The organism is Sphaerochaeta sp. (assembly GCF_050178175.1).
In the GTDB taxonomy this organism is placed as follows: Bacteria; Spirochaetota; Spirochaetia; order Sphaerochaetales; family Sphaerochaetaceae; genus Sphaerochaeta.
The window spans coordinates 1-25,558 of the sequence record NZ_JBFXGH010000026.1 but is presented as its reverse complement, the minus strand read 5'-3'; the positions used below and the strand labels follow the sequence as shown (position 1 = coordinate 25,558).

Sequence of the window (25,558 nt, the reverse complement as noted above, 5' to 3'; positions counted from 1 at the left end):
CCCTGTGGTTGAGATCCCTGTTCAGGAAAGAAACCTATCTCAAGGAGGATGGGGCGCTGGATGTACGAAAGCTTCTCCTTCGTACCTTCCTCCTGATGCTCTTCATCTTTGGGATGTATTTCATTGGCCTTAGGTACTACCGGCTCTTGGGTTGGGACCAGAACGTGGTGGTACAGCAGTTCATTGAGAACTTCGGGGTCCACGGTGTTGCAATCTACGTATTCATCGTAGACCTCTTCGTGCTACCACTCTCCGTGGATTTGATGTGGCCGTTTGTGATGGAGTGGCATCCCGCACTGGCTATCCTGGTAATGGGTGCGAGCTCGGTAGCAGGAGCGTTCTTCGCTTACCTCTTTGGGAGACTTGTGGGCCTTATTCCCATCTTCAGGAAGTGGGTGCTCAAACAGTCAGGAACCCATACCGAGCAAATCATAGCCAAGTATGGAATCTGGGCCATTGTCATCAGTGGATTGACCCCGCTTCCTTTCTCTACCATCTGCACGGTGGCAGGGATACTGGAACTGAAGGTTCATCACTTCTTGCTTGCCAGCCTTATCCGCTTCCCCCGCATGGCAATCTATTACCTGATCTTTACCGGCCTGATCGTCATCGGTTGAGCAGGGAGGCAATCTCCTGGGCTACCATGCGGGTGCGAAGGGCACTATCCCCAATATATTGGGTGGCATCAAGTGTCTCAAGCGCTGCTTCCTTGGATAGGTACGAGAGGATGGTCTCATCCTCGGTGAGCATGGTTTTCAAGGTGTTTGGCTTGCCCTCCTGTACCTCTGCCCAAGCTTTCAGGCTGTACTCCCTGATAAGTTCATGCATCTCCTGACGGTTGGCACCTTTTCTTCCCAGTTCCATCAAAAGGCGTTCACTTGCGGCAAAGATACCGTATGCTTCCAGATTGCGCGCAATGCCACTTTGGTGGACCTGCATTTCCCTGACCACCTTATTGGCCGTCAGAAGCACCTCATCCATGGCAAGGAACATATCGGGAAGCACCAGGCGACGGTTTGCACTGTCATCGAGAGTACGTTCGAGAAGGGTGGATGCAGCGTTCTGCCAGAGTACCTCGCTCTGCGCAGAGATATACCTGCAGAGGCTGTCGATCTTTTCGCTGTTTATCGGATTTCGTTTGAACGGCATGGCTGAAGAGCCTACCTGCTTTGCACCGAAGGGTTCACTCCACTCCCCGATGGGTGGGCTCTGGAGCAGACGGAAGTCAATAAAGAACTTATAAAGGGTACAGGCAAGTGAACTGAGTGCTGTCCCTACTCGATAGTCCTGCTTGCGGGGATAGACCTGCGTGGCAGCAGTGAACGCTTCCAGTCCAAGGTTTTCCATGACCCGTTGTTCCATCTCCATGGCAGACACCGAACGGTCCTTGAGCAACTCCGTATAACTTGCACTGGTACCTACAGCTCCCTTCATTCCCTTGCCACGAATCGATGCCTGTACGGCCAAGAGCCCTTCAAGGTCCTCTTTGAGGTCCTGGGCAGTCTGGGCTAGGCGATAGCCTACCGTGGTGGGTTCTGCGGGTTGGATATGGGTAAAGGCCATGCAAGGGGTATCTGCATAACTCTCCATCTTCTCCACAAAGAGGGAGAGCAACGTCTTGGTTTTTTCGATGATCAGGGAGATGGCCTGCTTCAGGCGCATTGCATCCATGTTGTCCAGGATGTCCATGCTGGTTGCCCCAAGATGAATGATAGGGCCAGCATTGGGGCATTGTTCTGCGAAGGTCTTGATCTCCGCCATAAGGTCATGGTGGATCTCAGCCTCAATCTCGCTGGCTCTCTCGATATCTATGTCTTCCTGGTGGGCGATCAACTCAGAGAGCTGTTCCGCTTTTACCAGACCAGCTTCTGCCTGGGCGCTTGCAAGGGCAACCCAAACCTTCCTGAGGAGCTTTCTCTTATGCTCCTCACTGAAAACGGTTCGCATTTCCTCGCTTGCATAGCGCCAGGAAAAAGGTGAAATGTAGGTGTCATGGGTAAAGCTTTGCATAGAGACCTCCGCTTACCCATGACTGTACCCTCTAAGCAGAGAGTAGGTCAATCAACATAACGGATGCTCTCCCACGCCTTGTTGTACATTTCCAAGCTTGCTCCCAGGTCATCCTTCAACTCATAGGAGGTGAGCATGTCAACGGTATAGAACGGGGTGGTTGTGCGGTACTGCTCGGCTTCCATGTTCACCGAGGAGGGGAAGTGGAAACGGTCGAGGAACTGTGCATAGTTCTCCGGCTTGTGGATGTAATTGATGAACTCAAGGGCAAGGTCATAGTTCCTGGCTCCCTTGGGGATACACATCGAGTCAATATACATCGGTCCACCATCAGAGGGGAGGAAGAAGTCCACATTGTCCCACTGGGATTCCTGAAGCTCCTCAAAGATTGCCTCAGCATAGCCATGTGCGATCCAGTACTCACCGCTGGCGAAGCCTTTGGCAAACGCTTCTGCATCGAACTTGACCAGGTTTGGTTTCCACTTGGTGTTGATCAGGATCCGTGCTTCCTCGAGCTCGGCTGGGTTTGTGGTGTTGACTGAATAGCCCAGGTAGGCAAGTGCATCACCAATGACCTCACGCATATCATCCATCATCACCATGCGGTCCTTGTAGCGCTCATCAGCAAAGATGTTCCAGCTCTTCTCATAATCGCTGACCATCTCCTTGTTGACGGCAATACCACTGGCACCAAGGTAGTAGGGAACCGAGTATTCCATTGTAGGATCATAGGTAGCCTTTTCCAAGGCGAGCGGGGAGATGTATTGCAGGTTGTCCATCTTGGATGTGTCGATTTTTTCCAGCATATCGAGATTTTTCATGATGGAAACATAATCCCCACTGGGGAATATGACGTCATACCCAGCACCAGAGGAAGCCATAAGCTTGGTGAACATCTCTTCATTGGATGCAAAGTAATCGAGTATTACGTCTACACCGAATTCCTCTTCAAACGAGGCAATGACTGAATCGGGAGTGTAGTAGGACCAGTTGTAGACATAGAGCTTTTTACTGCTGCTCCTTGATTCATTCGTTTCGGACTTCTGGCAACCGAGAAGGGCGATCATGCTGAAGATGGTCAGCAAAATGATGATACCATGTTTTGTGGTAGGTCTGCGCATGGCAAAACCTCCTGAAAGAAAAGATAACTACCCGTCCAGGTCAGCATACGCCATTCCCTGGATCGGTGGCAAACTACGCCTACATGGTAGGCCTATAGGAGATTCTAGGCTGGAGTGGAGAGACTGAGAGACTGATAAGATTTGATGCTTGCTTGCATGGCAGCCTCCTTTGAAATTCAGCCCCATAATTGGGTATTTTGGAAGCTGAGTCAATCACTTGGCCGACTAAAATAAGAAATTTTCTTACCATGCATGGGTGTTGCACAAACCCCATATATTTCTGATACTTACAGACCAAGAATGATGCGGAACCAAGAATACAACCAAGAGGTGGTAAACCTCCATACCCATAGTTTTTATTGTGGCCACGGTAGTGGTACCGTTGAAGAATATGCCCAAGCTGCAAGTGAGCATGGGATCGCCTTGCTTGGCATGAGTGAGCACTGCCCGGTGCCTGACGGCCGGTGGCATCGCAGCAGAATGGACTACTCTCAGATTGAAGCATATGAACATGACTGCCAGATGGCGAAAGAGACTGCTCCTGGAGGGCTTGCTGTGATCACCGGTTATGAGTGTGACTATCTTCCTGGGTATCAAGGGTACTATAGGGAGGTGTCTGAGCGAGTTGACTACCTCATTGGTGCCATCCATGACCTTTCTACCGACCTGAACCATGAGCACTCAGTGTTTTGGCACCAGCTGTCCAGGAAGGATCTTGCCACCTATACGGATATGTACTGCGACATGCTCTCTTCAGGCTTGTTCCTCTTTGGTGCCCATCCTGACTTGTTTGGGTACTACTACCATCAGTGGGATGCTGAGGCCGAGGCGTGCAGCAGGGCAATTATTGAGTGTGCTGTCGCCAACAATATAGCCTTGGAGATCAATGCAAACGGGATGAGAAAGCGCAAGGTCCAGCTTGATGAGGGTTGGCGCCACCCCTATCCACTTTCACCGTTTTGGGAGATTGCAAGCGAGTATCCACTCCAGGTGGTGACCAATAGTGATGCCCATAAGCCATCCCTGGTCAAGGAAGGATACGAGGCATGTGCCGCCATTGCAATGGAGAACAACCTGGAGTTCTGTTCCTATAGGGTGGAAAGAGGACAGTCAGGTAATGTGCGAATTTCCCTGGTCTAACGGTGTTTCTTCTCGGCGCACTGTACGCAGAGCAGTGCTTCAGGTACCAATTCCAGTCTCCCGAGAGGGATTTCTGCTTGGCATCGGATACAGGTACCGTAATTTCCCTTTTCTATCCTTTGCAGTGCATTTTCAAGCCCAATGATTCTCTTCTGGTTCAGGGACTGGGCATGTGCGCTGATCGCTTGCTCACTGATGGCTTCCATTCTGGTCACCCGGCCGAGACTGCAGGATGGAGCGATGGCCTGGGCCTCTTGATCAAGAAATGCTGCATGGTGGTTCAACTGGGCGAGCAAGGTAATAATAAGCTCTTTCATTCGCTCAACATCTTCTTGTTTCATGGGTTGTTCCTTTTTTATTCTTCTCAGTTGAGAAGGGGATGAAGAGAATTGCAAGCATGATGAAGGAAGAGACGGCAAGACCGATTACCCCGGTTCCCTGGTAGGAGTGTGTGAAACGGTACACCATGCTGAATGCCCAAGGACCGATTGCGCTTCCTGCCACGATGATCGACATGGCAAAGCCACTCACTGCCCCAAGGTGTTTCCTTCCATAGATCTTGGGCCAGGTGACGATGTTGAGCATTCCAAACAACCCGGTTCCGATTCCATAGCCGATAATTACAAGGACAGTACCGGCAGCGGTTTGGAGCATCATCATGGCAACTGAAGCTATGATCAGGGAAAGTCCGTAAACAATGTAGATATATTTGATGGCTATCCGGTCACTGAGATAACTTCCGAGGAATCGGGAGATTACTGAAATGACAGAGATCGGGAGGAATATCTTGACTGCTTGACTTGCATCAATGCCAAACTCCCCATAGATGGATACGATGTGGAACGTGAATGCAGTATTGAACAGGGACCAGTAGCCCAGGGAGAGGAGGATCACCCAGAAGGCGGCGTGTCTTCTTGCATCCTTGAGATCCAGTTCCACGTGTGCATCCTCACTACGCGCTGAACGGTTCTTCCTCGGCTTTGGTAATCCTCGCTCCATTTCCAGACCACATGATTCAGGGTCGCTCCTAAAGAATGCGAGGATAAAGGGGAGGAATAGGAACATGAGCAGTGCTGAAAGTATTCCCAGCGATGATTTCCATCCATATTGGTTGATCAAGTGTTGCAGTGGTTGTGGTGCATAGGAGAATCCGAAAGAGGTGGTGATCCCCATCAACCCGGTTGCAAGCCCTCGATGGGTACTGAACCATTTTGCCACCATGCCACGACTGACCAATGTCAATACGCCCTGCCCAAAGAACCTTATCCCAAAAAATCCGAATCCGATTACAGCAAATGCAGCAATCGATGAAGGAATTCCGATAGAAGTGAGTAGGGATGCAATGTTGCTGGAGAAAACAAGCAACAGAAGGAATAGGCTTAGAAAGAAAGCCGCAAAGGCAGCAACAGGTCTGGCTCCATAGCGGTCGAAGAGCACTCCTGCATAGCTGATAATAAGGCTGCTTCCCAGTGTTCCTACCATATAGGCAGATGAGATACCGACCCTGGATATATTCAGCGAGGTGATAAGATGGTCGGTGAATACAGACACACCCATGGTCTGTCCAGGGATACTTGCCAACACACCAACCGCCCCTGCGATCAGAATCACCCATCCATAGTAGAAGGGTAGACGGGAAATATACGAACGTTGCTGAATACCCTCTGCGGTATTCTCAATTTGCTTCATGCAAAAACTCCTGGGATTGTTTGGTGGAAGCAGAAGTATGAAGAAATTAGCAAGTAATTGCAAGAAGCATGAAAAAAAGTACCCTGCCTCCACGAGACAGGGTAGTACGTATGGTCCTGAAGCCTTCCCGGTTATTCACCGCACTCATCATGATGGGCATGTTCGTGGCAAACACTCCCTGTGGAGGCAAGATTTCCTTCCAAATACTGCTTGACGGCTTCTTCTGCAGACCCTTTTGCCCCAACGATGACCTCAATGTTGTGTTCATTGAAGATATCCACGGCACCTCCACCCATTCCACCACTGATAATGGTGTTCACACCCAGTTCATGGAGGTAGTTGGGCAGAAAACCGGGACGATGTCCAGGGTTTGGCATGCTCTCATGCTTGAGGATCTTCTCGTTCTCTGTATCAAAGATCTCAAAGCTCTGACAGTGCCCAAAATGGCCACATACGTTCTTGTTCTCACTTGCAACTGCTACTTTCAACATTCCTTATTTCTCCCTTGCTTCCAATATGTCACAGAGTCCGCTAAGATCGGCTCCTTGGTATGCTTCTATCATGCCATTATCACACGCTTCACTCAATAGTGGGTCGATGGGCAGTTTGGCAAGTACCTCGAGGTTGTGGTGTTCTGCCACCACATCGATATGGCTTTCTCCGAAGACCTTGTATTTCTTTTGGTTGTCAGGGCAGAGGAAATAGGAGAGGTTCTCCACCAATCCCAGAATCGGTACATTCATTTTATGCGCCATGTTCACTGCTTTTTCCACTACCATGGAAACCAACTCCTGGGGGGAGGTAACCATGACGATTCCTTCAACAGGGAGGGACTGGAACACCGTCAAGGGGACGTCGCCTGTCCCAGGGGGCATGTCAACAAAGAGATAGTCCAACTCTTTCCAATCCACATCGGTGTAGAAAAGCTTGACCGTGTTTGCAATCAGGGGGCCACGCCATATGACTGCATCACTCTCATTATCCAACAACATGTTTGTTGAGATAATCTTGATGCCATTCTTGCTTACCGCCGGTTCGATTCTTCCTTCTTCCCCTCCAGCCCTGCTATGGATACCGAACATCTTTGGGATGGAGGAACCGGTGATGTCTGCATCAAGTACTCCCACCTGGTGACCACGTCTTTGCATTTCAGAAGCGAGTAGGCTGGTAACCGAGGATTTCCCAACCCCTCCCTTTCCGCTGACAACTGCGATGATGTTACCGATGGTGCTTCCTGTCTTGGAATGTGCTCTCATATCTGTATTAGGTTGTGCCATATTGTTACTCCTTATGGGCCTTGAAGTCGAGGATATCTCCACCTGCAAGGTAATGAATCGCTTCCCCCATCTTCCCCTTGAGATAGGTATAGTTTTCTTCTCCTGTACAGTGACAGGTGTAAAATATTGCTTTGGTTGCCAAGAGGATGGCTGCAATCTGGTCCAGGACCTCCGGATCTTCAGGCTTGCCCGTGCGGTGGTTGTAGAGGTGGAATCCCCCGATTACGCGAGTGGGATAGGAACCGAACTCATCATGGAAGGCTTCCAGGATATTCACGATTCCACGGTGCGAGCAACCGCTGATCAGGATATGTTCATCCCCTTCCTGAATCGCAAGGTACTGTTCGTGGGTGAAAGGGTCGACGATATATGCCTCTCCCTCCTTCTTGAACAGGCTCTTGTTTCCCGTGGGAATGAATCGGGTGCCTTCCACCTTGCTGAACAGGAATATTCCCTCAGTCACCGGGGTAAGTGCTGAGGTAAAGATAATGCGGTTGTTCCTCAGCAGATCCTGGTCGACTCCAATGTAGTGATAGTCCCCTTCACTTCGCTCGGAGAAAAATGGCCCGAAGGCTTCTTTCCTGGCATACAGGGGGGCAGTGCTGTTTATACTGAAGAAGGTTTTGATACCACCTCCATGGTCATAGTGACCGTGGCTGAGGATGGCAAGGTCAACCTTCTTCAAATCAATATTGAGTTTTTCTGCATTCTCAGCAAACAAGGAACTTGCTCCCATATCAAAAAGCATGGTTTTCTGACTTGCTTCGATGTAGAGACTCAATCCATGTTCTGCTCCCAACATTGCATTGTTGGTGGTGTTCTCCACCAATGTGGTTATTTTCATGTGTGGATACGCTCCTTCATCAATCGTAAGGTCTTCTCATAGATGGTCTTGATTGCTTCAGCTCCCTTGCTGTTCATTTCGACCAACGTCCTATTGCTATTGATTGCTTCCAGTGCCCTCTTGTCGTAGGGTATTTTCCCAAGGAACGGTACTCCCTCTTTATAGCAGTATACTTCTATTTCAGCACTTTTACATTCATTGGAATCATGTTTATTTACGATAACAGCAACTGGTACCTGTAGTTGCCTGGCACTGGCCAGCACACGTTTCAGATCGGCAAGCCCACTGACCGAGGGTTCTGCAACCATGAGAGCAAGGCTTACCCCGCTCAAGGAGGCTGTTACCGGGCATCCTATGCCAGGGCTGCCGTCGAGAATGGCAACATCGTGCTCGTTGCTTACTTCCTTCAGTTGATTCTTGACTTCACTGACCAGTTTCCCGGTAGTACCCCTGCCCATCAGCAGTGTTGCTGTTGAGAATACCTCATCCTTGCGCTTCAGCAACTTCAGGTCTCCGACTTTTGCCTCCTCACTGTGTATTGCTTCCACAGGGCAGACATGGATGCAGTAGTTGCAACCTTCACAAGCGATGGGAATCACCTCATACGGATTTCCCGGCTTAATGGCGTCAAATCGACATACCTCAAAGCACTTGTTGCAACTGATACACATATCTGGGTCGATCACGGCCTTGGGTAGTCCCATGTAGTCTTTCTTCTGCTCTTGCCCATACGTACCCATCACGAGATGGAGATTGGGTACGTCCACGTCGCAGTCGGCATATGCTCTTGCATCACTGAGTTTAATGAAGGCACTGGCTACCGTGGTCTTGCCTGTTCCTCCCTTGCCACTGAGAACTGCAATGGTAGCCTCAGTGTGCATAATGATATCCAGGATGTACCTCGTTCAGGGAGGTAAGCTTGCCTTCCAGAAGATTGGTAATATTGTCAGCTATGCTCAAGTTGAGTGCCTTGAGGATGCTGATGTTTGCAGCACTCAGTACTTTCGAGGCATCCTCGCCCAAGCTGAAGGTGATCAGGCTGTCAATCTTCTGGTCAGCGAGAAATTGTGCGGCTTGGATTCCTGCCTCTCCTGGGGCCTCAGCTGCTTTGTTGTCCAAAAAGGTGCTGGTCTCCTTTTCTGTATCATAGAGACAATAGATGGGTGCTCGTCCAAACGATACACAAATGGCGCTGTCCAAGCTCTTTTCTTCTGCGGGTACTGCTACGATCATTGTGGTATATCTCCTTGCCTATGTTGGTGGTGCCCATGCGCCATCCTACATCCACGACCGCAGCCGTAGTGATGGGGACCACCATGGTCATTCAAGTGGTACTCACCACCCTCAATGAAGAGCAACTTGCCCTCCACCAGTGATTCTGCCAGTTTTCTTCTGGCGTTTTCATAGATGCCTTGGACAGTAGTCCTGGCAACGTTCATCTGTCCAGCACACATCTCTTGGGTCAATCCTTCCTGGTCGATGAGGCGTATGGTTTCATACTCATCAACGGTCATGATAATGGATGGGGTCTCATCCAAGGGGGCCCCGAGGGGCCCGAACTTGGTGATTTGGGGAAGTGAACAGACATTTCTCCATTTGCGTGGACGGGGCATGGCTCCTCCTATTCGTTACTCTCTTTCATCTGAGCTTCAAGTTGTTTGAGTTCATCCTCAAGCATGCGCTTGCGTTCAGCAAGGGAGATGGGAGCGACGGGAGATGCGTACATTCCCCAGCCGAGTCCTCGGCCGAAACCTGCACCACGTCCCAAGCCATAACCATAGCCATAGCCGACTCCGGCTCCGCCACGGCAGTATCCCATACCTCTTCCAGTCATTGGTCCGTAGCCCATAGGGCCTGTTCCATTTCTTCTTGGCATATTGTGCCTCCTTAGTATAATGATTGTTATCGACATATGTCAGTAACTATCTTTACTATAGTAAGGTTATTGGCATATGTCAATAACTATTGAAAAAGTTTTATCATTTTTTTCATTGATCCAAAGAAAAAGACCCTTCGTAAGAAGGGCCTATGATACAAGAAGACCAGTAGTTACATGATGATGATCTGATCCCGCTCAGGGCCTACTGAAATGAACTTGATCGGTGCGCCCACCAACTCTGCGAGCCGCTTGCAGTAGATCTGTGCATTCTTCGGCAGGTCGTCCCACTTGCGGGCACCACTCGTGTCACTCATCCAGCCATCGTACTCTTCATAGATCGGCTCGGCAATCTCCTGCTGGGCCGTCTCGGGAAGGTAGTTGATGACCTCTCCGTTTACCCGGTAGCCCGTACATACCTTGATCTTCTCAAATCCATCAAGGACATCAAGTTTGGTAAGGGCGATGGAGGTAAAGCCGTTTATCCAGCAAGAGAATTCAGTGGCAACTGCGTCAAACCATCCGCAGCGGCGGGGTCGACCTGTTGTTGCACCATATTCACCACCAACGGCGCGTAGTTTCTCTGCATTCTCATCAAACAGTTCAGTCATGAATGGACCGCCACCAACACTGGTTGAGTAGACCTTGGTCACTCCAATGACCTCATCGATCCTGCTCGGTCCGAGACCGCTTCCGATTGCGGCCCCTCCAGAGGTAGGGCTGCTGCTTGTGGTGTAGGGGTAGATGCCCCAGTCAAGGTCTCTCATGACACCCAGCTGACCTTCAAGAAGAATCTTGCGGCCCTCTTCGTACGCCTGCCGTACTACAGGAAGGGTATCGATGATCTTGTCTCCGTAAGTCTCTTTCCACTTGTTGCAGAGCCCCATGATCTCATCAACGGTGTACTCTTTCAGGCCAAAGTAGGCAAGTTCTCGATTCTTCTGGGGGAGGGCCATCTCAATGCGGTTCCTGAGTCGGTCCTCATCGAGGAGATCTGCTGCCCTGATACCGCTACGGGTAGCCTTGTCACTGTAACAAGGTCCGATACCTCGCTTGGTTGTGCCGATTTGCATCTTGTCACTCTTGGATTGCTCCTGGGCACCATCAAGTGCCCGGTGGTATGGCATGATCAGGTGGGCACGTACATCGATGAACAGATTGTCCACTGTTACTCCCTTGGCGGTAATGGTCTGTAGTTCTTCACTCATGGTCTCGAAGTTGACGACAGTCCCTGCTCCCACGATGTTCATGGTCTTAGGGTTGAAAATGCCGGACGGGATGATATGGAGGGCGAACTTGCCCTTGTCATTGATGACTGTGTGTCCTGCATTGTCTCCGCCTTGGAAACGGATGACCAAATCGGAGTTCACTGCCAAATAGTCTACGATGCGGCCTTTTCCTTCATCGCCCCACTGGGCTCCTACAATTGAAGTAACGTTGCTCATTGGTATAACTCCTTGCCTTCTTTTTTCAGATGATCAAGCATCAGGCTCTCTTTTTCCGTATGGCTATCGATGTCATCAGCATCCCAGGGATACTTGATCCAGACATCATCCAGGTTGAGGCCGGCGAAGTAGCGCTTGATCTCCACAGGGAACTCAACATCCTTTTCCTTGTTCTTGTTATGGAGAACCAGGACAGCGATTTCCTCGGGCTTGTACTTCAGCAACTCACCAATGCAGTATGCCAAGGTGGCTCGTGTATCATCTACCTCATCGATGAGGAGCACCTTCTTGCCAACCAACTGGGACTGTACCTCATCGATCCATTGGATTTTTGTAGGGTGGTCCTTGTGTTTCTTGTCGATACCGTAATAGGAAATTCCCACAGCATAAATCGGACGATTTATGAAGGTCTTGATAATTCTTGCAGGGATGTAACCTCCGCTTCCGATTGCAACGATTACATCGGGGTCATACCCTGATTCAAGCAACTCTTTACTGAGTTTCTTCACCAGTTTATGCACCGAATTGTAACTGACATAGAACTTGTTGTCGTCCATTTCTCTCTCCTTGGTTAGGCTTGTGGGTACATCTCTGCGATGTAGGGGAGGGTCCGGTATTTTTCATTGTAATCCAGACCGTATCCAACAACCCAGACATCAGGGATGGTGAAACCGATGTAGTCGATTTCAACAGGCAGGATATGTCTGTCAGGTTTATCCAAAAGGACTGCAGTTTTCACAGACTTGGGATTTCTTGTTTTGAAGTTTCGGATGAGATAGTCCAGGGTATTCCCACTGTCAAGTATGTCTTCGATGATCAGGACATGCTTGTTTTCCATATTCTCTCTGGTATCCATCAAGAGGCGGACATTCCCGCTGTGGTCTCCTTGGTAGGAAGAGAGGGCAATGAAGTCCACTACATGCCTTACATTCAGCTTCCGTGCTAAATCTGCGATAAAAATGAATGATCCCTTGAGAACCCCTACAAGGATCAGGTCATCTTCAGTATCGGCGTAATCACTGCTGATCTGGCGGGCCAGTTCATCGACTCTCCTATTGATGGTGTCGGCATCGATGAGAACACGAGCGAGATCCTCTGTCAAAGCAGGGATAGCGAGGGAATCTTTCATTGGGCCTCCTCAATGCAACAGACGGGCTGTTGAAACATGTACTGCATGTTAGTAGGCATATACGAAAAAGAGTGGAGTGTCAATGTTGGAAAAGAGAGACACCAATGGACAAAGGTGTGAAGAATTTTTGCTACTTGACGATACTATTGCTGTCCAGCTACACTAAAAGCGTAGATTAGGAGGCCAGCATGTATGTTGATGTTCCTGTAGAAGTTTTGCAAATGAATCCCTTTACAGCAATCGGAACTGATGGATTCCTGGTTACAGCGGGAACTCCTGAACATTTCAACACCATGACAGCATCCTGGGGTACGATGGGCGTGCTCTGGGGGCGAAATGTTGTAGTCCTCTATGTACGCAAGAGCCGCTACACCCATCAATTCCTGGAGGAGAGTGATGGATTTACCGTTTCATTCTTCCCTTCAGAGATGAAGGAGAAATTACTTCGGTGTGGTGAATACAGTGGTCGAGAGTATGACAAGATCGGCATGACTGGATTGCAGCCCACATTTATTCCTTCGCCAAAGGGTGGGGAGCGTGTAACCTTCAAGGAAGCTTCGTTGGTTTTCTCTTGTACGAAAGTTGCTGTCATGGATATGCAGAGTGACCAATTCCTGCTTGACGAGATCAAGGAGTTCTACCAAAGCGGCGACCTTCATACCGTATATATAGGATTTATTGACAGCGTCCTCTCCAATCAATAGGATGGGGAGACTATACAAAGGCAAGGCTTCGGCCGGCTTGTAAAGGCGGGACTGTATATCCTGCCGGGGAGCATTCATGGACCTTTCTATCCAGCAGGCGCAACAAGCGCTCTCAGTTATGGTGCGCTCACGCCATTTCGAAGAACAAATTGACGAATTATTCAAGCAGAAAGAGATGCATGGAACAACCCACCTGTCCATTGGACAGGAGGCTTGTCAGGCGGGTTTGGCTCTGGCTTTGCAACCAGGCGACTGGATTGTCCCTACGCATCGTTGCCATGGTCATACCATAGCAAGGGGCACCAGTGAAAGGCGTATGTTCAGCGAAATGTACGGTTCCTCGGATGGTATCTGCAAGGGACTCGGTGGTTCCATGCATATGACTGATGTAGAAACCTGGAATGCGGGTTCTTCTGCGGTAGTCGGCAGTGGGATCAACCTGGCTGTAGGGATTGGGTTTGCCTTGAAGATGCAGAAGAGCCAGGCGCTGAGTGTTGCCATCTTTGGGGACGGAGCATCAAGCAGGGGTGCACTGCATGAGAGTATGAACATTGCCTCTGTTTGGTCTCTTCCTGTCCTGTTTTTTTGCGAGAACAACAACTATTGCATGAGTGCGGCTACCTCGAGAATGGTTTCCACCTCCTCCATCGCCAGAAGAGCAGAAGGATATTCCATACCCCATGCGACAGTGGATGGCAATGATGTCGAGGCTGTCTACAAGGCCTGCAGACTTGCAGTGGAAACCATCCGTGCCACTTCCAAACCGTATTTTTTGGAACTCAAGACGTACCGTTGCTGTGGGCACTCAAAAAGCGATGCCTGTGTGTATCGTGACCGCAAGGAAGAGGCTCTGTGGGCTTCCAGGGACCCCATCTTCCTCTTTACCCGTTCCATGGTAGAGAGTGGATTGTTCAGTGAGGAGGAAGTCTCCCGCATTATTCTGGAAAGTCGTAAACGCGTGGATGATGCGGGCCGTGATGCGTTCTCTGTACGCGATCAGCATATCAGCCTTGAGAAGGCGATGGAGTACCTCTTTACAGAAGAGGATGAGGAAGTGTACAAGGTCTGCAAGACCACCAGCCGCATCAGCTATCGGGATGCGATCAGGGATGCGCTTGATGAGGAGATGTCCCGTGACAAGGCGGTCCATCTCATTGGAGAGGATATCGGTCTCTACGGAGGGTGTTTTCATGTGACGGGGGATCTCTATAAGAAACATGCCCAGCAGATGCATGAAACACCTGTCAGTGAGGAAGCGTTCACGGGGCTTGCCGTCGGTGCAGCCATGCTTGGAATTCGTCCAGTAGTGGAAATCATGTACGGGGATTTTTCCACATTAGCGAGTGATCCCATGATAAACCATGCTGCGAAGATTCGCTTCATGAGTGGTGGACAGCTCTCCTGTCCGATGGTCCTGAGGGCTCCCATTGGGAGTGGGACCGGCCACGGTGCCCAGCACACCCAATGCCTGGAGGCAATGTTTGCAAATATACCAGGTCTTATCATTGTAGCTCCCTCATGTCCTGGGGATGCAAAAGCCCTGCTCAAGAGTGCCATCAGGAGCAACAATCCAGTACTCTATTTCGAACACAAGCATCTTTACAACAATCTTGGCCCGGTAGGCGATGAAGAATATCTTATGCCAATTGGGAAAGCGGTATTCAAGAAGCGAGGGCGTGATGTAACCATCGTTGCCTATAGTCATGCAGTACAGACATGTCTCGAGGCTGCAACAGTGTTGAGCCTGCAGGATGAAATCGACACTGAAGTCATTGATCTGGCTACCATCAAGCCTATGGATGGAAATGCCATCCGTCAGTCAGTACAAAAAACTGGAAGGCTCTTGGTTGTGCACGATAGCCCTGAGTTCGGTGGCTATGGAGCCGAGGTTGTTTCCCAGGTGACCAGCGACGCCAAGAGTTTTGCATCACTGAAGGTACCTCCCCTGCGATTGTGCGGGAAAGAGAGTCCGGTTCCCTTTGCCCCTGAGCTGGAAAAAGAGATAATTCCCTCCAAGGAAGATGTGGTTGCTGCCGTTCGCTCACTTTTCTCCTCGCTGTAGCCTTTCCTTTTTTCCCTGATACCGCTAAGATAGTAACCACTTGCGCCGCAGATCTCTGCGGCGCTCATGTACAGGAGTAAGAATAGCATGGAAATTGATGTAAAGAACCTGCATCCGCTGGAAGTCCGCCTACTGAGACATGTGGCAATGGGTGAACCCATTACCGCCGGCCGCATCGTGGACGAGCTTGGCTACAAGGTGGGGCAGTGCAACCAGGCGTTCAGCTGGTTGAGCGCAAAGGGCTATCTGGTCGAGAAGAGTCGCGAAACTCGCGTCTTGTATGAATTGACAGAATTCGGAAGGGAGCAAGCAGAGAAAGGGACTCCCGCCCAGCGTATCTTTGCATTTATCAAGGCTGAGGGACCTCATGCACTTCCTGAGATCGCCTCAGCCCTGGGACTGGAAAAGAGTGAAGTGGGTTCAGCCTTCGGTCAGCTATCAAAGGCCCGTTGTGCACAAATGAATGACGAAAACAAGGCTCAATCCATCGCTGATGAGCTTGGTGATGAGTTCCTTCTTACCGCCAATCTCCTGCAGAAAGGCTTGCAGGGGGCTCTTGATGAGTCTGCATTGGATGCAGATGAGAAGAAAGCAATGGGCAAAATCGCGAAGAAACGCGGAGCTGCCTCCTCTCCCTTCAAGGTCATTGAACGGGAAGATATCGTATACGAGTTGACTGAAGAAGGCTCACAGGCCAAGGAAGCGGTCCTGAAGGCAAACATCACTGGGGAAGAGCTTGGCTCCCTTACCCCGGAGATGCTTGCTAGCGGAAGTTGGAAAACCGGAAGCTTCCGCCCCTACGGTTTGAATGCCCCCACCAGTCGCTTGATCCCAGGTCGGCACAATCCATACGGCAACTATCTGCAGTGGGTCAAGGACAAGCTCTGTAGTCTCGGCTTTGAGGAATTCGATGGTTCTCTCGTGGAGAATGAGTTCTGGAACGGCGATGCCCTGTTCATGCCACAGTTCCATAGTGCGCGTGACATCCACGATGTGTATTATGTGAAGGACCCGGTTCATTGCAAGGAGATCGAGGAACCTTGGCTCAGCCAGGTTGCCAAGACCCACGAGAATGGCTGGGAGACCGGTAGCCGTGGTTGGCGCTACCGCTTTGACCATGAATTCACCCGTCGTCAGGTGCTGCGCAGTCAAGGGACGGTTCTCAGTGCACGCCAGCTGCCCAAGGCCAGGATTCCAGGCAAGTATTTTGGTGTTGCCCGCTGTTTCCGTTATGACCAGGTTGATGCAACCCACGGCGCTGATTTCTACCAGACAGAGGGCATTGTTCTGGGCAATGATGTCAATCTGAAAACGCTGTTGGGTTTGCTGAAGATGTTTGCTGAGGAGATTGCTGGAGCCGAGGAAGTGAAATACGTCCCTGGCTACTTCCCCTTCACAGAACCCTCCATCGAGGTGCATATCAAGCATCCTGTGTTGGGATGGTTCGAGCTTGGTGGTAGTGGGATTTTCCGCCCCGAGGTTACCAAGGCACTCGGTATTGACGTGCCGGTACTCGCATGGGGACTCGGTATTGACCGAATGGCCTTGATGCACCTGGGATTGAACGACCTCAGGGAGCTCTTTACTCCGAACATCGAGTCGGTACGTATGAGGAGGGGAAACTAATGCCAAAGATTGAGACTACCGGCAAGTTGTTCTACAACTTGCTAGGAAAAACTATAGATGATGAGCAACTGGAAGAGATTTTCCCCGTTGCAAAAGCTGAACTGGATGGTCATGAGGATGACCTGCTGAAAATTGAGCTGAACGACACCAACCGTCCTGACCTCTGGTCTGCCGCCGGTATTGCACGTCAGCTCAAAGCATACTGGGGGGTGGAGGCCCCACTCTACGATTTTTTCTCTACCGCTGATGAGACCTTTGACAGCGAGGGAAGAGAGCTCATCGTAGATGCCTCAGTGAAGGAAGTAAGGCCGTACTCAATTGGCTTTGCTGCAAAAGGGCACAAGGTGAGTGAGGATGAACTCGAAGCATTGATCCAGAGCCAGGAAAAGCTCTGTTCCAACTTTGGGAGAAAACGCAAGACGATTGCAATTGGGATCTATCGCTCCGATCTGATCACCTACCCGGTACATTATCGTGGGGCAGACCCTGATACCACTAAATTCATACCGCTTGGAATGGATAAGGAACTCACCCTGAGGGAGATCTGCAGTGAACACCCCAAGGGCAGGGAGTATGGTCCGATTGTAAGCGACAGCAAGGTGTTTCCCTATCTGCATGACGACAAGGGAGAGACGCTCAGCTTCCCACCTGTCATAAACAGCGCCCATATCGGAGCTGTTGAGGTAGGGGACGAGAACCTGTTCCTTGAGCTCAGTGGATCAGACCTCCGCGATCTCTTGCTTGCAGCCTCCATCCTTGCCTGTGATATGTCCGACCTGGGGTATGAGATTCTTCCCGTGAAGGTCTCTTTCCCTGAGGAGACAGAGTTTGGAAGGGAAATTACCGTTCCCTACTACTTCCAGGAACCCATCTCCTGCACGCTCAGCCAGGTCCATAAGACCCTTGGTGAGCCGATGAGTGGAGATGATGCAGTTGCCGCGCTTAAGCGGATGGGTATTTATGCAGTCTATGATGAGGATACCATCTGGGCAACCGTCCCCGAATGGAGAAATGACTTCCTGCATCCGGTCGACCTGATCGAGGATATCATGATCGGTTATGGGCTGGGAAACTTCCAGCCTGAGATGCCTCAGGATTTCACGGTTGGACGACTCAGCCCAGCTGAAGAGTTGGGCCGAAAGGTCAAGGACTTGATGGTGGGTCTTGGATTCCAGGAGATGATGTACAACTATCTTGGTTCCAGGCGGGAATACGTGGACAACATGCAGTTCCCTGCTGAAAAATGCATCTTCATCTCCAATCCAATGAGTGAGAACTATGAGGTGGTGCGCCCCTCGGTCATTCCTTCCCTGTTGGAGAGTGAGAGCGTCAGCGCCCATGCTCCTTTCCCGCACAAGATCTTCGAAGTGGGCAAGATTGCTTTCCGCGATGAGAATGAGAACAGTGGGACCACAACCCGTAATAGTCTCGGTTTCCTTGCCAGTGACAGTGTGATGGGCTACAACGAGGTCTCCTCGATTGTGAACACCCTGTTCTACTTCCTCGGCAAGGAGTATCAACTTGCAGCCTTGGAAGGCGATGGCCGGTTCATCGAAGGACGTTGTGCCAGGATTATGCTAGGCGAACAAGAGGTAGGGGTATTTGGAGAAATCCATCCTGCAGTTCTGGAGAACTGGGGAAGTGAAACTCCCACCATTGCCTGTGAGGTGGACCTGGATATGCTGTTGAGCTGACAACCATCCAAGATGAATAGCGTAGAGAAGCGTGCTGCAGCCGTTTTTAGTGCTGCGGCCTTTTTTGTGCGTCTGGTATGCGTATTTTTTCTCAAGGGTGAAAACCCCACATGCTGGTAATGGCGCCTAGTACAGACCCAAGGGCAAGAGTCTCCACGGTGAGGTGAAATCTGGAGGAAACCGGAGGCTGTACGGAGCTGTAGGGGTAAAAGATGCCAAGTATGCAATACACCATATGTTCCTGAATCCTCTTGCACGGCTCTTGATGATGCGACCTTGTGCATCTCCATGACCAGGGAGTTTACGAATTTACTGATCAACTGTTCAAACGCATATGCCTTGTGGGTCCCTGGTTGCCACCATCACCTGCCCAGGCCTGCCGTCCTTCCGTTGGAAAGAGTACCCTCCGTTATAGTCCCCCTCAGTAGTGACATTGGCAATCTTCTGTATGTGTTTGGGGTTACATTGGTGGCAGGTGCAGCCTTCTCCATTTCCCTTGAGCTGTCCATGCAGGGCTACCCTATGCAAGAAATGTTTTGGATGTGAGAATTCCCCCCCCAGAAAAAAAGATGATCTGCAATAAGATACTTGACCTTTACTGCACATATGTGCATTATGATTACTGAAAGGAGAGGCTATGGCGAGACCAAAGAAAGAACGTATTGTGTATCAACCCCCACTTTACGCCGACTTCAAGCCCCAAGGTGTCCAAGCAAGAGGCCTTTCCTGTATATCCCTTGAACTTGATGAGTTTGAAGCGATACGTTTGGCTGATTACAATGAAATGGATCACGCTGAAGCAGCTAATGAGATGGGAATATCACGGTCGACCTTCACGCGGCTGATTGAACAGGCAAGAAAGAAAATTGCTCAGTTTGTCGTTGAGGGAAGACTTCTCCACATCGGAGGTGGAAATATCCACTTTCATGGGAATGTGATTCGATGTAAGACTTGTGGTCATATGTTCAATATACAATTTGATGATGACTTTACCATATGTCCGGCTTGTGGATCTGGTGATCTGATCGATTTGGCCGGTGGATTCGGACACGGCCGATGTTGCCGTGAATATAACCAAGATAATAGGAGATAAGAGCATGCCAAGAGGAGATAGGAAAGGTCCTAATGGATCAGGTCCCATGACAGGAAGAAAAGCTGGTTATTGCAGTGGTTCGGGACGACCCGGCTACATGAATAGCGGTAATGATAAAGAGTCCCCAAGATTATTCGGCAGACGTGGTTCGGGTATAGGCCGAGGCACAGGGGCTGGGTATCGTCGCAATTACGATGGAGTTTCCCATTCAGATACATTCGCTGATGACCAGAACTCAGAGAAACAGTTTCTTGAACGAGAAATTGCCGTACTGAAGGATCAGGTAAAAGCACTAGGGCAGAAATTAACCATGAAGGACAAAGAGGCATAAGGTTCTCGGATGTATGCCTCTGTTCGGTTCATTGTTGTTTGAATAAACGCACAGACGTCTTGAGTTGTTGTTTTATGCTTGAATGCAAAGGGTGCATGCAGGGAGTTCATTGCCATTAGATGCACAACAGGAATTTCTATGAATATAGCTATAGCAAGTGGAAAGGGTGGGACTGGAAAAACTACGCTTTCCACGAATCTCGCTTCATATATCGCAGAACAAAAATCATGTGTTTTGACCGATTTGGATGTTGAAGAACCTAATTCAGGGTTATTTATCAATGCCAAGTTGGTCCATCAACACACAACGTATAAGATGATTCCTACTTGGGATTCCTCTACCTGTACGCTCTGTGGAAAGTGCCAGGAAGTGTGTAATTTCAATGCAATCATAAAAATGGGTTCACAAATTATGGTGTTTCCTGAGCTGTGTCATAGTTGCTACGCATGTTCGGAGCTCTGTCCGGCTGCATCGTTGCCCATGACTGCTAAGCCGATGGGTGAACTGAGAATGTATGAGTCCAATCATCTCCATTTCGTGGAAAGTCGGCTCAACATAGGAGAGGAGCAGGCCGTTCCTCTCATCAAGCAAACACTCAAGTTTGTAAAAGAGCAATTCACAGAGGATGTCATCAAGATCTACGATTGCCCGCCGGGAACGAGCTGCCCGGTGATAGAATCCATCAGGGAAGCTGATTTTGTCGTTCTTGTCACCGAACCGACTCCCTTTGGCCTGCATGACCTGAAACTCGCGGTGGATACCGTTCGTAAACTTAACAAACCCTTTGCCGTTGTCATTAATCGTGAAGGGATAGGTAATAGTGATGTCAGGGATTACTGTAAAAGCGAGGGTATCAAGATTGCTGCTGCAATAGAAAACAGCCGTCTCATAGCGGAAACCTATTCGAAAGGTGAACTTCTGTATCCCACTATTGATTCTGTACGTTCTGCAGTCGAGACCCTGTATCGGATGGTAGGACAGTTGAAGAATACAAATAAGGAACAGGAACTATGAAAGAGATAGTAATCATCTCCGGAAAGGGAGGAACAGGGAAGACCTCCATTACTGCCTCCTTTGCATATCTTGGGGGAAAAGATCTTATTGTTGCTGATTGTGATGTTGATGCAGCTGATATGCACCTGCTGATGGCTCCTGACTTTGCTGAGACACAAGCATTCAAGAGCGGTAATGTAAGTGTAATCAACCCTGATCAGTGCACCCTGTGCGGACGATGTTTTGATGTGTGCCGTTTTGATGCAATCTCACGTTCCGAGAATAGCTACACGATTGATCCCATTGCTTGTGAAGGTTGTGGTTATTGTGCTCGTGTATGTCCGGTTCAGGCGATTTCCATTGAATATCCTGAGGTAGGGAACCTGTTCATATCGCAGATACGAACAGGTACAACAATGGTTCATGCCCGACTTGGAATCGGTGCAGATAACTCTGGTAAGCTTGTAGCTAAGGTTAAGGAGACTGCCAAGAGACTGGCGGAAGAGCAGAATAAAAAGGCTGTCATTGTCGATGGATCTCCAGGAATCGGTTGTCCGGTTGTTTCCTCACTTTCCGGGGCTTCATATGTAGTACTTGTCACCGAACCGACTGTTTCTGGGTTTCATGATCTCAAACGGGTCTATGACCTTGTGCACACTTTTCACATTAATGCCGGTTGTATCATCAACAAAGCAGACCTCAACCACACAATCTTGCAATCGTTGAAAACATATTTGGCAAAGGAAGGGATAGAGGTGCTTGGCGAGATACCGTACGACGAAGAATTCACTTCTGCAATGACGCAGGGTAAGACGGTAATTGAATATTCCCAAAAAATTGGAACCCTTCTCAGCAAAAGCTGGAATAAAATATTAGGGAATATAGATAATGCAAAGGGGGCACCTTTGCATTCCATCAAGGACAGCGAGGAATCTTCACCCATCAGGGGAACAATGGAGGAAGAGGAACCGTCATGATGGAAGGTGGGTGAACCCTGGTTTTAAGCTTCTTTGATCCACCCGTACACAGAAGGTGTCAGCCTTGCCGGCGACATCCAATGCGGCAATGGACATAAAGAACCTGCTTTTTGACTTGAATTACCGGGTAATGAGGACGTGCAAGGGTTCCGGCAAGTCAATCATTGCAACGACCAGGGAATTGGCGAGAATCATCATTGCCATGCCCCACAACAGGGAACCATTCAATCCAGCCTTGATGGTGAGGGACAAATGTCTGTTCATTGTCGAGGAGGTCATAGGGGCTTGACTTGACAGCTCCTATAGCAAAACAAACAAAGGTTGGCAGTTTCCTAACATTACTGTTGACTTTTTATAGGAGTAGATATGAAAATAGCCTTCACTGCAAAAGGAACTACGATGGATGCACGTATGGATGCACGATTTGGTCGGACTGAATACTTTCTTTTCTACGATGAAACCACGAAAGAACTTGAAGTATTTGATAACCGTGCAATCGAATCAGAAGCACATGGGGCAGGTCCCAAGACGGCTCAGAAGCTCAGTGAGTTTAAAGCCGATGTGTTGATCACCGGGAATGGCCCTGGGGGAAATGCGAATGCAGTACTGAAAAGTATGGGTATCGCGGTATACATCGGTGCCGGTGAGATGACTGTGCAACAAGCATATGATGCCTATAAGAGAGACGCTCTTAGAAAAGCATAAGTCCCGGGGATAATAAGTCATTATCAATCAGAGTTGTTGTAACTGATGGTGGGAAGGTCTCCTTACATATCCTTTCGGAGCATCGAAAGGGTATGTGATGTATGAAAGTACCAATACCACGGTTACTCTCCTCAAGAGACCATCGGATACTGCAGGGTCAGATGCTGGTGACAATAATCACGTAAAAATTGGAAATGCAGAGCTTTTAGTGCTTGTGTTGATTCATTATGGGGTGCTGGTTGCAGTCCTCTGAATATATGCAGGCAGTATCTAGAGCGTATAAAGAAAAAACTCGTCTGTATCATTGATTAGATTGGAACAATAAGAGAGGGTAGATAGACGAATCAGTACCCATTCTTGTTGGGTCGATGTTACGCCCGTTGGGGTAAGATTTGATACAATAACAGAAGGAAACAGTACCTATGAACACTTATGATATCGTTGTGATCGGCGGCGGACCCGCCGGGATCACCCTTGCCAAGTTGTTGGGCAAGACCTTTTCAACGGCAATCATCAGGCCAGAAGACTACAGTATGATCTATTGTGCTATGCCGTATGCCATCGAAGGTCTTATTACCACCGAAGCTACATTCAAAAGTGACAAGCTTGTTGAGGACACGGGTGCTACACTTATTCGGAACACGGTCAAGAAAATTGATTATGATCAGAAAATTGTTGTTTTTCAAGATGATAGTAGCATATCTTATAATAAATTGGTGCTTGCAACAGGGGCTACCCCATTCATCCCGCCCATCAAGGGAAGCATGCTCAAGGGAGTGGGTACCTTTAAGACACAAAAAGATCTAGAGTGGATAGAAGATCTTGTCGAAAAGGGGCTGAAACATGCTGTAGTCGTTGGAGCCGGTGCAATCGGAATAGAACTGGCCCAAGCCCTGAGTTTCAGGGATGTGGTAGTTGATCTGGTTGATATGGCCCCATCGGTCCTTCCTAACCTTGTTGATGAAGATATGGCCGGGGAGCTTGCACGAGAGCTCGAGAATCAGTCAATACAGCTACATCTCAATCGACGGGTAAATGAACTCATAGGAAATGACTTTGTAAAATCAGTTGTACTCGACAACGGTGAGCAGATCGATTTTGAACCGAGTGAAAGTGATACACTGGGCGGGGTGGTGTTGTTTGCAGCAGGGATGAAGCCAGATTTGTCCCTCGTGGAAGGAAGCTCTATCAGGCTGGGAAAAGATGGCATCATTGTGGATGAAGTTATGCAGACCAGTATGGAGGACGTCTATGCTGTGGGCGATTGTGTAGAGTACATCAGTGGAATTACCGGTAAGTCGTTGTCTGGAAAGCTTGCTACCAATGCTGTGCCTATGGCCAAAATCTTGGGATTGAATCTGCTTGGACAGAAACGGACGTATCCAGGGTTCTATAATGGTGCAGCTACCAAAGTCGGAAAGTATTTCATTGGTGGTACCGGACTTTCGGAGACTGCTGCACGTAAATTGGGGTATGATGTAGTGTGTGGGTACAGTCAGGTGACTACCAAATTTCCCATTATGCCGGAAGCCAAGAAAAAACGAATGAAAATCGTTGCTGATAGCAAGACACATCGAATTCTCGGTGCTCAGATAGTCAGCGGAGAATCTGTTGTTGGCCGGATAGACCTGCTTACGTTTTCCATACAGAAAGAGACCACGATTGAAGAACTCTCTGCCCTTAGTTATGCATCTCAGCCTCATCAATCTTTTTATCCTGCTGCGAATATCATTGTCCTGGCCGCAGAAGATATAAGAGAGAAACAAGGATGGTAGTCTATGGAACAGTGCAAATGGTATGCAGTCTGCCCCATGCGTAGATTCTATGAACGGGGACTACTCCCTGAAAGGTATGTAGACTATTACTGCAAAAAGCACTGGCGTGAGTGTGTCCGCTACCAGATGGAAGAAGCAGGCATACCCCACCCCGATAATATGAGACAGGACGGAGTTATCGACGAGACTCTCGTATGATCAAATGCCTTCAGCAGGTTCTACTACCAACATAGCACATGATAAATGCAACAAGAGACAGTTTGGGTAGCCAGGCTATCGAGAAGACGCGTTGTAAACAATCCAATTCCCAGCAAGTATCTAAATGATGCCATAAAACATTACATCTTTGAGCCAATTGTAAAATTGGCTCAAAACTTTCTTTGATGTCTTTAGGCAGTTGAATACGCGAAGCGTACGAAACATAAAACCACCCGCCATGCGGGTGCGGAAACGGTTTGTTATACAAAAACACTCACCTTCGTGTTGAGGTTTTGGAGTTCAGCCCAAAAGCCATAAGGAAAAGGTGAGTGAGACATGGCTCCTAAGGAATCATTTACCCACACGTAATGGGTGTACAGATATCACGTTGTGTTTACATCAAAGTATAGGAAAAAGGTAATTTATAATTCTATGCGAATCAAAAAGTTATTGCTCTAAAATTGGTTGTTTTGGACATCAGTAAAGCTTCCCACGGAAATTGCTACGGCATAAAATTGGCAGATATCACAACTCGAAGGTTGTTAGAGTGCTCTGATCTTCACAGTATGTATATAAATGCACGTACCAATACTGTCCTTGATGGGGTGAAGATCCCAATGATTTGTTCTAATCACCAATAGGCAATCCAGGTTGCAATGGCAACTTGCATATGTCATGATCCTTCGAGAATACGAATAATTCGAATAAATAATACCCGTGAGATAGATACAATCCTTGTGTCTGAATCAATGTTGGATTGTGTTCATGGTAATGATGCATTAGAAGTACTCGAGATTCCTTCAGATTTTAATTGTAATGAAGAAGGGAACTTGTTCTAGTTTTCTTATATTGCAAGCAAAGCAAGAGCC

At 49.0% G+C, this 25,558-nt stretch carries 28 protein-coding genes and 1 pseudogene; 15 read left to right on the top strand and 14 right to left on the bottom strand.

Annotation, left to right across the window (positions count from 1 at the left end; translation table 11 throughout):
- On the top strand, positions 1-617 hold a 617-nt coding region (locus AB7S66_RS04875; RefSeq protein ID WP_428518339.1), incomplete at its 5' end, for a YqaA family protein.
- Here the strand turns inward: AB7S66_RS04875 and purB are convergent.
- Both purB and AB7S66_RS04865 read right to left on the bottom strand, forming a co-directional pair.
- On the bottom strand, positions 607-2,010 hold the full coding sequence (gene purB, locus AB7S66_RS04870; RefSeq protein ID WP_428518338.1) for an adenylosuccinate lyase: 1,404 nt from the start codon (positions 2,008-2,010) through the stop codon (positions 607-609). The genes AB7S66_RS04875 and purB overlap by 11 nt on opposite strands.
- 47 nt (positions 2,011-2,057) lie before the next feature.
- Complete coding sequence (locus AB7S66_RS04865; protein WP_428518337.1) at positions 2,058-3,131, bottom strand: extracellular solute-binding protein; 1,074 nt, start codon at positions 3,129-3,131, stop codon at positions 2,058-2,060.
- 300 nt (positions 3,132-3,431) lie between these two features.
- On the opposite strand from AB7S66_RS04865, the gene AB7S66_RS04860 reads away from it, so the two are divergent.
- Positions 3,432-4,271: a histidinol-phosphatase gene (locus tag AB7S66_RS04860; protein WP_428518336.1), complete on the top strand. Its 840-nt coding sequence runs from the start codon at positions 3,432-3,434 to the stop codon at positions 4,269-4,271.
- Here AB7S66_RS04860 and AB7S66_RS04855 read toward each other — a convergent pair.
- The 12 genes from AB7S66_RS04855 to hpt all read right to left on the bottom strand — a co-directional run bounded on the left by AB7S66_RS04855 (position 4,268) and on the right by hpt (position 12,531).
- A complete protein-coding gene (locus AB7S66_RS04855) occupies positions 4,268-4,612 on the bottom strand; it encodes a TraR/DksA family transcriptional regulator (RefSeq protein WP_428518335.1) in 345 nt (114 codons plus the stop codon). The genes AB7S66_RS04860 and AB7S66_RS04855 overlap by 4 nt on opposite strands.
- A complete protein-coding gene (locus AB7S66_RS04850; RefSeq protein WP_428518334.1) occupies positions 4,593-5,960 on the bottom strand; it encodes an MFS transporter in 1,368 nt (455 codons plus the stop codon). The genes AB7S66_RS04855 and AB7S66_RS04850 overlap by 20 nt, the downstream gene beginning before the upstream one ends.
- Positions 5,961-6,091: 131 nt before the next feature.
- The gene (locus AB7S66_RS04845; protein WP_428518333.1) at positions 6,092-6,451 is read right to left on the bottom strand and encodes a NifB/NifX family molybdenum-iron cluster-binding protein; all 360 of its coding nucleotides are present in this window, start codon (positions 6,449-6,451) and stop codon (positions 6,092-6,094) included.
- 3 nt (positions 6,452-6,454) lie between these two features.
- The gene (locus tag AB7S66_RS04840) at positions 6,455-7,237 is read right to left on the bottom strand and encodes a P-loop NTPase (protein ID WP_428518332.1); all 783 of its coding nucleotides are present in this window, start codon (positions 7,235-7,237) and stop codon (positions 6,455-6,457) included.
- Between the two features lie 4 nt (positions 7,238-7,241).
- Positions 7,242-8,081, bottom strand: coding sequence for an MBL fold metallo-hydrolase (locus AB7S66_RS04835; protein WP_428518331.1), 840 nt, complete (start codon positions 8,079-8,081; stop codon positions 7,242-7,244).
- Entirely contained in the window at positions 8,078-8,962 is an 885-nt protein-coding gene (locus tag AB7S66_RS04830; RefSeq protein ID WP_428518330.1) for an ATP-binding protein, read from the bottom strand. Before AB7S66_RS04830 ends, AB7S66_RS04835 begins: the two co-directional genes overlap by 4 nt.
- Positions 8,952-9,314, bottom strand: a complete 363-nt coding sequence (locus AB7S66_RS04825) for a NifB/NifX family molybdenum-iron cluster-binding protein (RefSeq protein ID WP_428518329.1) — start codon at positions 9,312-9,314, stop codon at positions 8,952-8,954. The genes AB7S66_RS04830 and AB7S66_RS04825 overlap by 11 nt, the downstream gene beginning before the upstream one ends.
- On the bottom strand, positions 9,311-9,694 hold the full coding sequence (locus AB7S66_RS04820; RefSeq protein WP_428518328.1) for a DUF134 domain-containing protein: 384 nt from the start codon (positions 9,692-9,694) through the stop codon (positions 9,311-9,313). Before AB7S66_RS04820 ends, AB7S66_RS04825 begins: the two co-directional genes overlap by 4 nt.
- 8 nt (positions 9,695-9,702) lie before the next feature.
- Positions 9,703-9,957 (bottom strand): DUF5320 domain-containing protein, encoded by a 255-nt coding sequence (locus tag AB7S66_RS04815; RefSeq protein WP_428518327.1) that lies wholly within the window; start codon positions 9,955-9,957, stop codon positions 9,703-9,705.
- Between the two features lie 173 nt (positions 9,958-10,130).
- Positions 10,131-11,402: an adenylosuccinate synthase gene (locus AB7S66_RS04810; protein ID WP_428518326.1), complete on the bottom strand. Its 1,272-nt coding sequence runs from the start codon at positions 11,400-11,402 to the stop codon at positions 10,131-10,133.
- Positions 11,399-11,959: a phosphoribosyltransferase gene (locus tag AB7S66_RS04805; protein ID WP_428518325.1), complete on the bottom strand. Its 561-nt coding sequence runs from the start codon at positions 11,957-11,959 to the stop codon at positions 11,399-11,401. Before AB7S66_RS04805 ends, AB7S66_RS04810 begins: the two co-directional genes overlap by 4 nt.
- Before the next feature lie 14 nt (positions 11,960-11,973).
- Complete coding sequence (gene hpt / locus AB7S66_RS04800) at positions 11,974-12,531, bottom strand: hypoxanthine phosphoribosyltransferase (RefSeq protein WP_428518324.1); 558 nt, start codon at positions 12,529-12,531, stop codon at positions 11,974-11,976.
- Positions 12,532-12,719: 188 nt separating this feature from the next.
- Between hpt and AB7S66_RS04795 the strand changes: the two genes are divergently transcribed.
- From AB7S66_RS04795 to AB7S66_RS04735, 13 genes and pseudogenes are all read left to right on the top strand, one after another.
- Positions 12,720-13,235: a flavin reductase gene (locus AB7S66_RS04795; protein ID WP_428518323.1), complete on the top strand. Its 516-nt coding sequence runs from the start codon at positions 12,720-12,722 to the stop codon at positions 13,233-13,235.
- 76 nt (positions 13,236-13,311) lie between these two features.
- Positions 13,312-15,297 (top strand): alpha-ketoacid dehydrogenase subunit alpha/beta, encoded by a 1,986-nt coding sequence (locus tag AB7S66_RS04790; protein ID WP_428518322.1) that lies wholly within the window; start codon positions 13,312-13,314, stop codon positions 15,295-15,297.
- A gap of 87 nt (positions 15,298-15,384) precedes the next feature.
- The gene (locus AB7S66_RS04785; RefSeq protein ID WP_428518321.1) at positions 15,385-16,923 is read left to right on the top strand and encodes a phenylalanine--tRNA ligase subunit alpha; all 1,539 of its coding nucleotides are present in this window, start codon (positions 15,385-15,387) and stop codon (positions 16,921-16,923) included.
- On the top strand, positions 16,923-18,617 hold the full coding sequence (gene pheT / locus AB7S66_RS04780) for a phenylalanine--tRNA ligase subunit beta (RefSeq protein ID WP_428518320.1): 1,695 nt from the start codon (positions 16,923-16,925) through the stop codon (positions 18,615-18,617). The genes AB7S66_RS04785 and pheT overlap by 1 nt, the downstream gene beginning before the upstream one ends.
- 637 nt (positions 18,618-19,254) lie before the next feature.
- On the top strand, positions 19,255-19,710 hold the full coding sequence (locus AB7S66_RS04775) for a DUF134 domain-containing protein (protein ID WP_428518319.1): 456 nt from the start codon (positions 19,255-19,257) through the stop codon (positions 19,708-19,710).
- A 4-nt stretch (positions 19,711-19,714) separates the two neighbouring features.
- On the top strand, positions 19,715-20,041 hold the full coding sequence (locus tag AB7S66_RS04770) for a DUF5320 domain-containing protein (RefSeq protein WP_428518318.1): 327 nt from the start codon (positions 19,715-19,717) through the stop codon (positions 20,039-20,041).
- Positions 20,042-20,179: 138 nt separating this feature from the next.
- Complete coding sequence (locus AB7S66_RS04765) at positions 20,180-21,055, top strand: ATP-binding protein (RefSeq protein ID WP_428518317.1); 876 nt, start codon at positions 20,180-20,182, stop codon at positions 21,053-21,055.
- Positions 21,052-22,011 (top strand): ATP-binding protein, encoded by a 960-nt coding sequence (locus AB7S66_RS04760; RefSeq protein ID WP_428518316.1) that lies wholly within the window; start codon positions 21,052-21,054, stop codon positions 22,009-22,011. The genes AB7S66_RS04765 and AB7S66_RS04760 overlap by 4 nt, the downstream gene beginning before the upstream one ends.
- Before the next feature lie 88 nt (positions 22,012-22,099).
- Complete coding sequence (locus tag AB7S66_RS04755) at positions 22,100-22,300, top strand: hypothetical protein (protein WP_428518315.1); 201 nt, start codon at positions 22,100-22,102, stop codon at positions 22,298-22,300.
- Between the two features lie 77 nt (positions 22,301-22,377).
- The gene (locus AB7S66_RS04750) at positions 22,378-22,716 is read left to right on the top strand and encodes a NifB/NifX family molybdenum-iron cluster-binding protein (RefSeq protein ID WP_428518314.1); all 339 of its coding nucleotides are present in this window, start codon (positions 22,378-22,380) and stop codon (positions 22,714-22,716) included.
- A 422-nt stretch (positions 22,717-23,138) separates the two neighbouring features.
- On the top strand, positions 23,139-24,491 hold the full coding sequence (locus tag AB7S66_RS04745) for an FAD-dependent oxidoreductase (protein ID WP_428518313.1): 1,353 nt from the start codon (positions 23,139-23,141) through the stop codon (positions 24,489-24,491).
- A 3-nt stretch (positions 24,492-24,494) separates the two neighbouring features.
- On the top strand, positions 24,495-24,689 hold the full coding sequence (locus AB7S66_RS04740) for a hypothetical protein (protein WP_428518312.1): 195 nt from the start codon (positions 24,495-24,497) through the stop codon (positions 24,687-24,689).
- 336 nt (positions 24,690-25,025) lie between these two features.
- A pseudogene (locus AB7S66_RS04735) lies at positions 25,026-25,127 on the top strand (IS200/IS605 family transposase); the annotation flags it as partial.
- Positions 25,128-25,558: the final 431 nt, after the last annotated feature.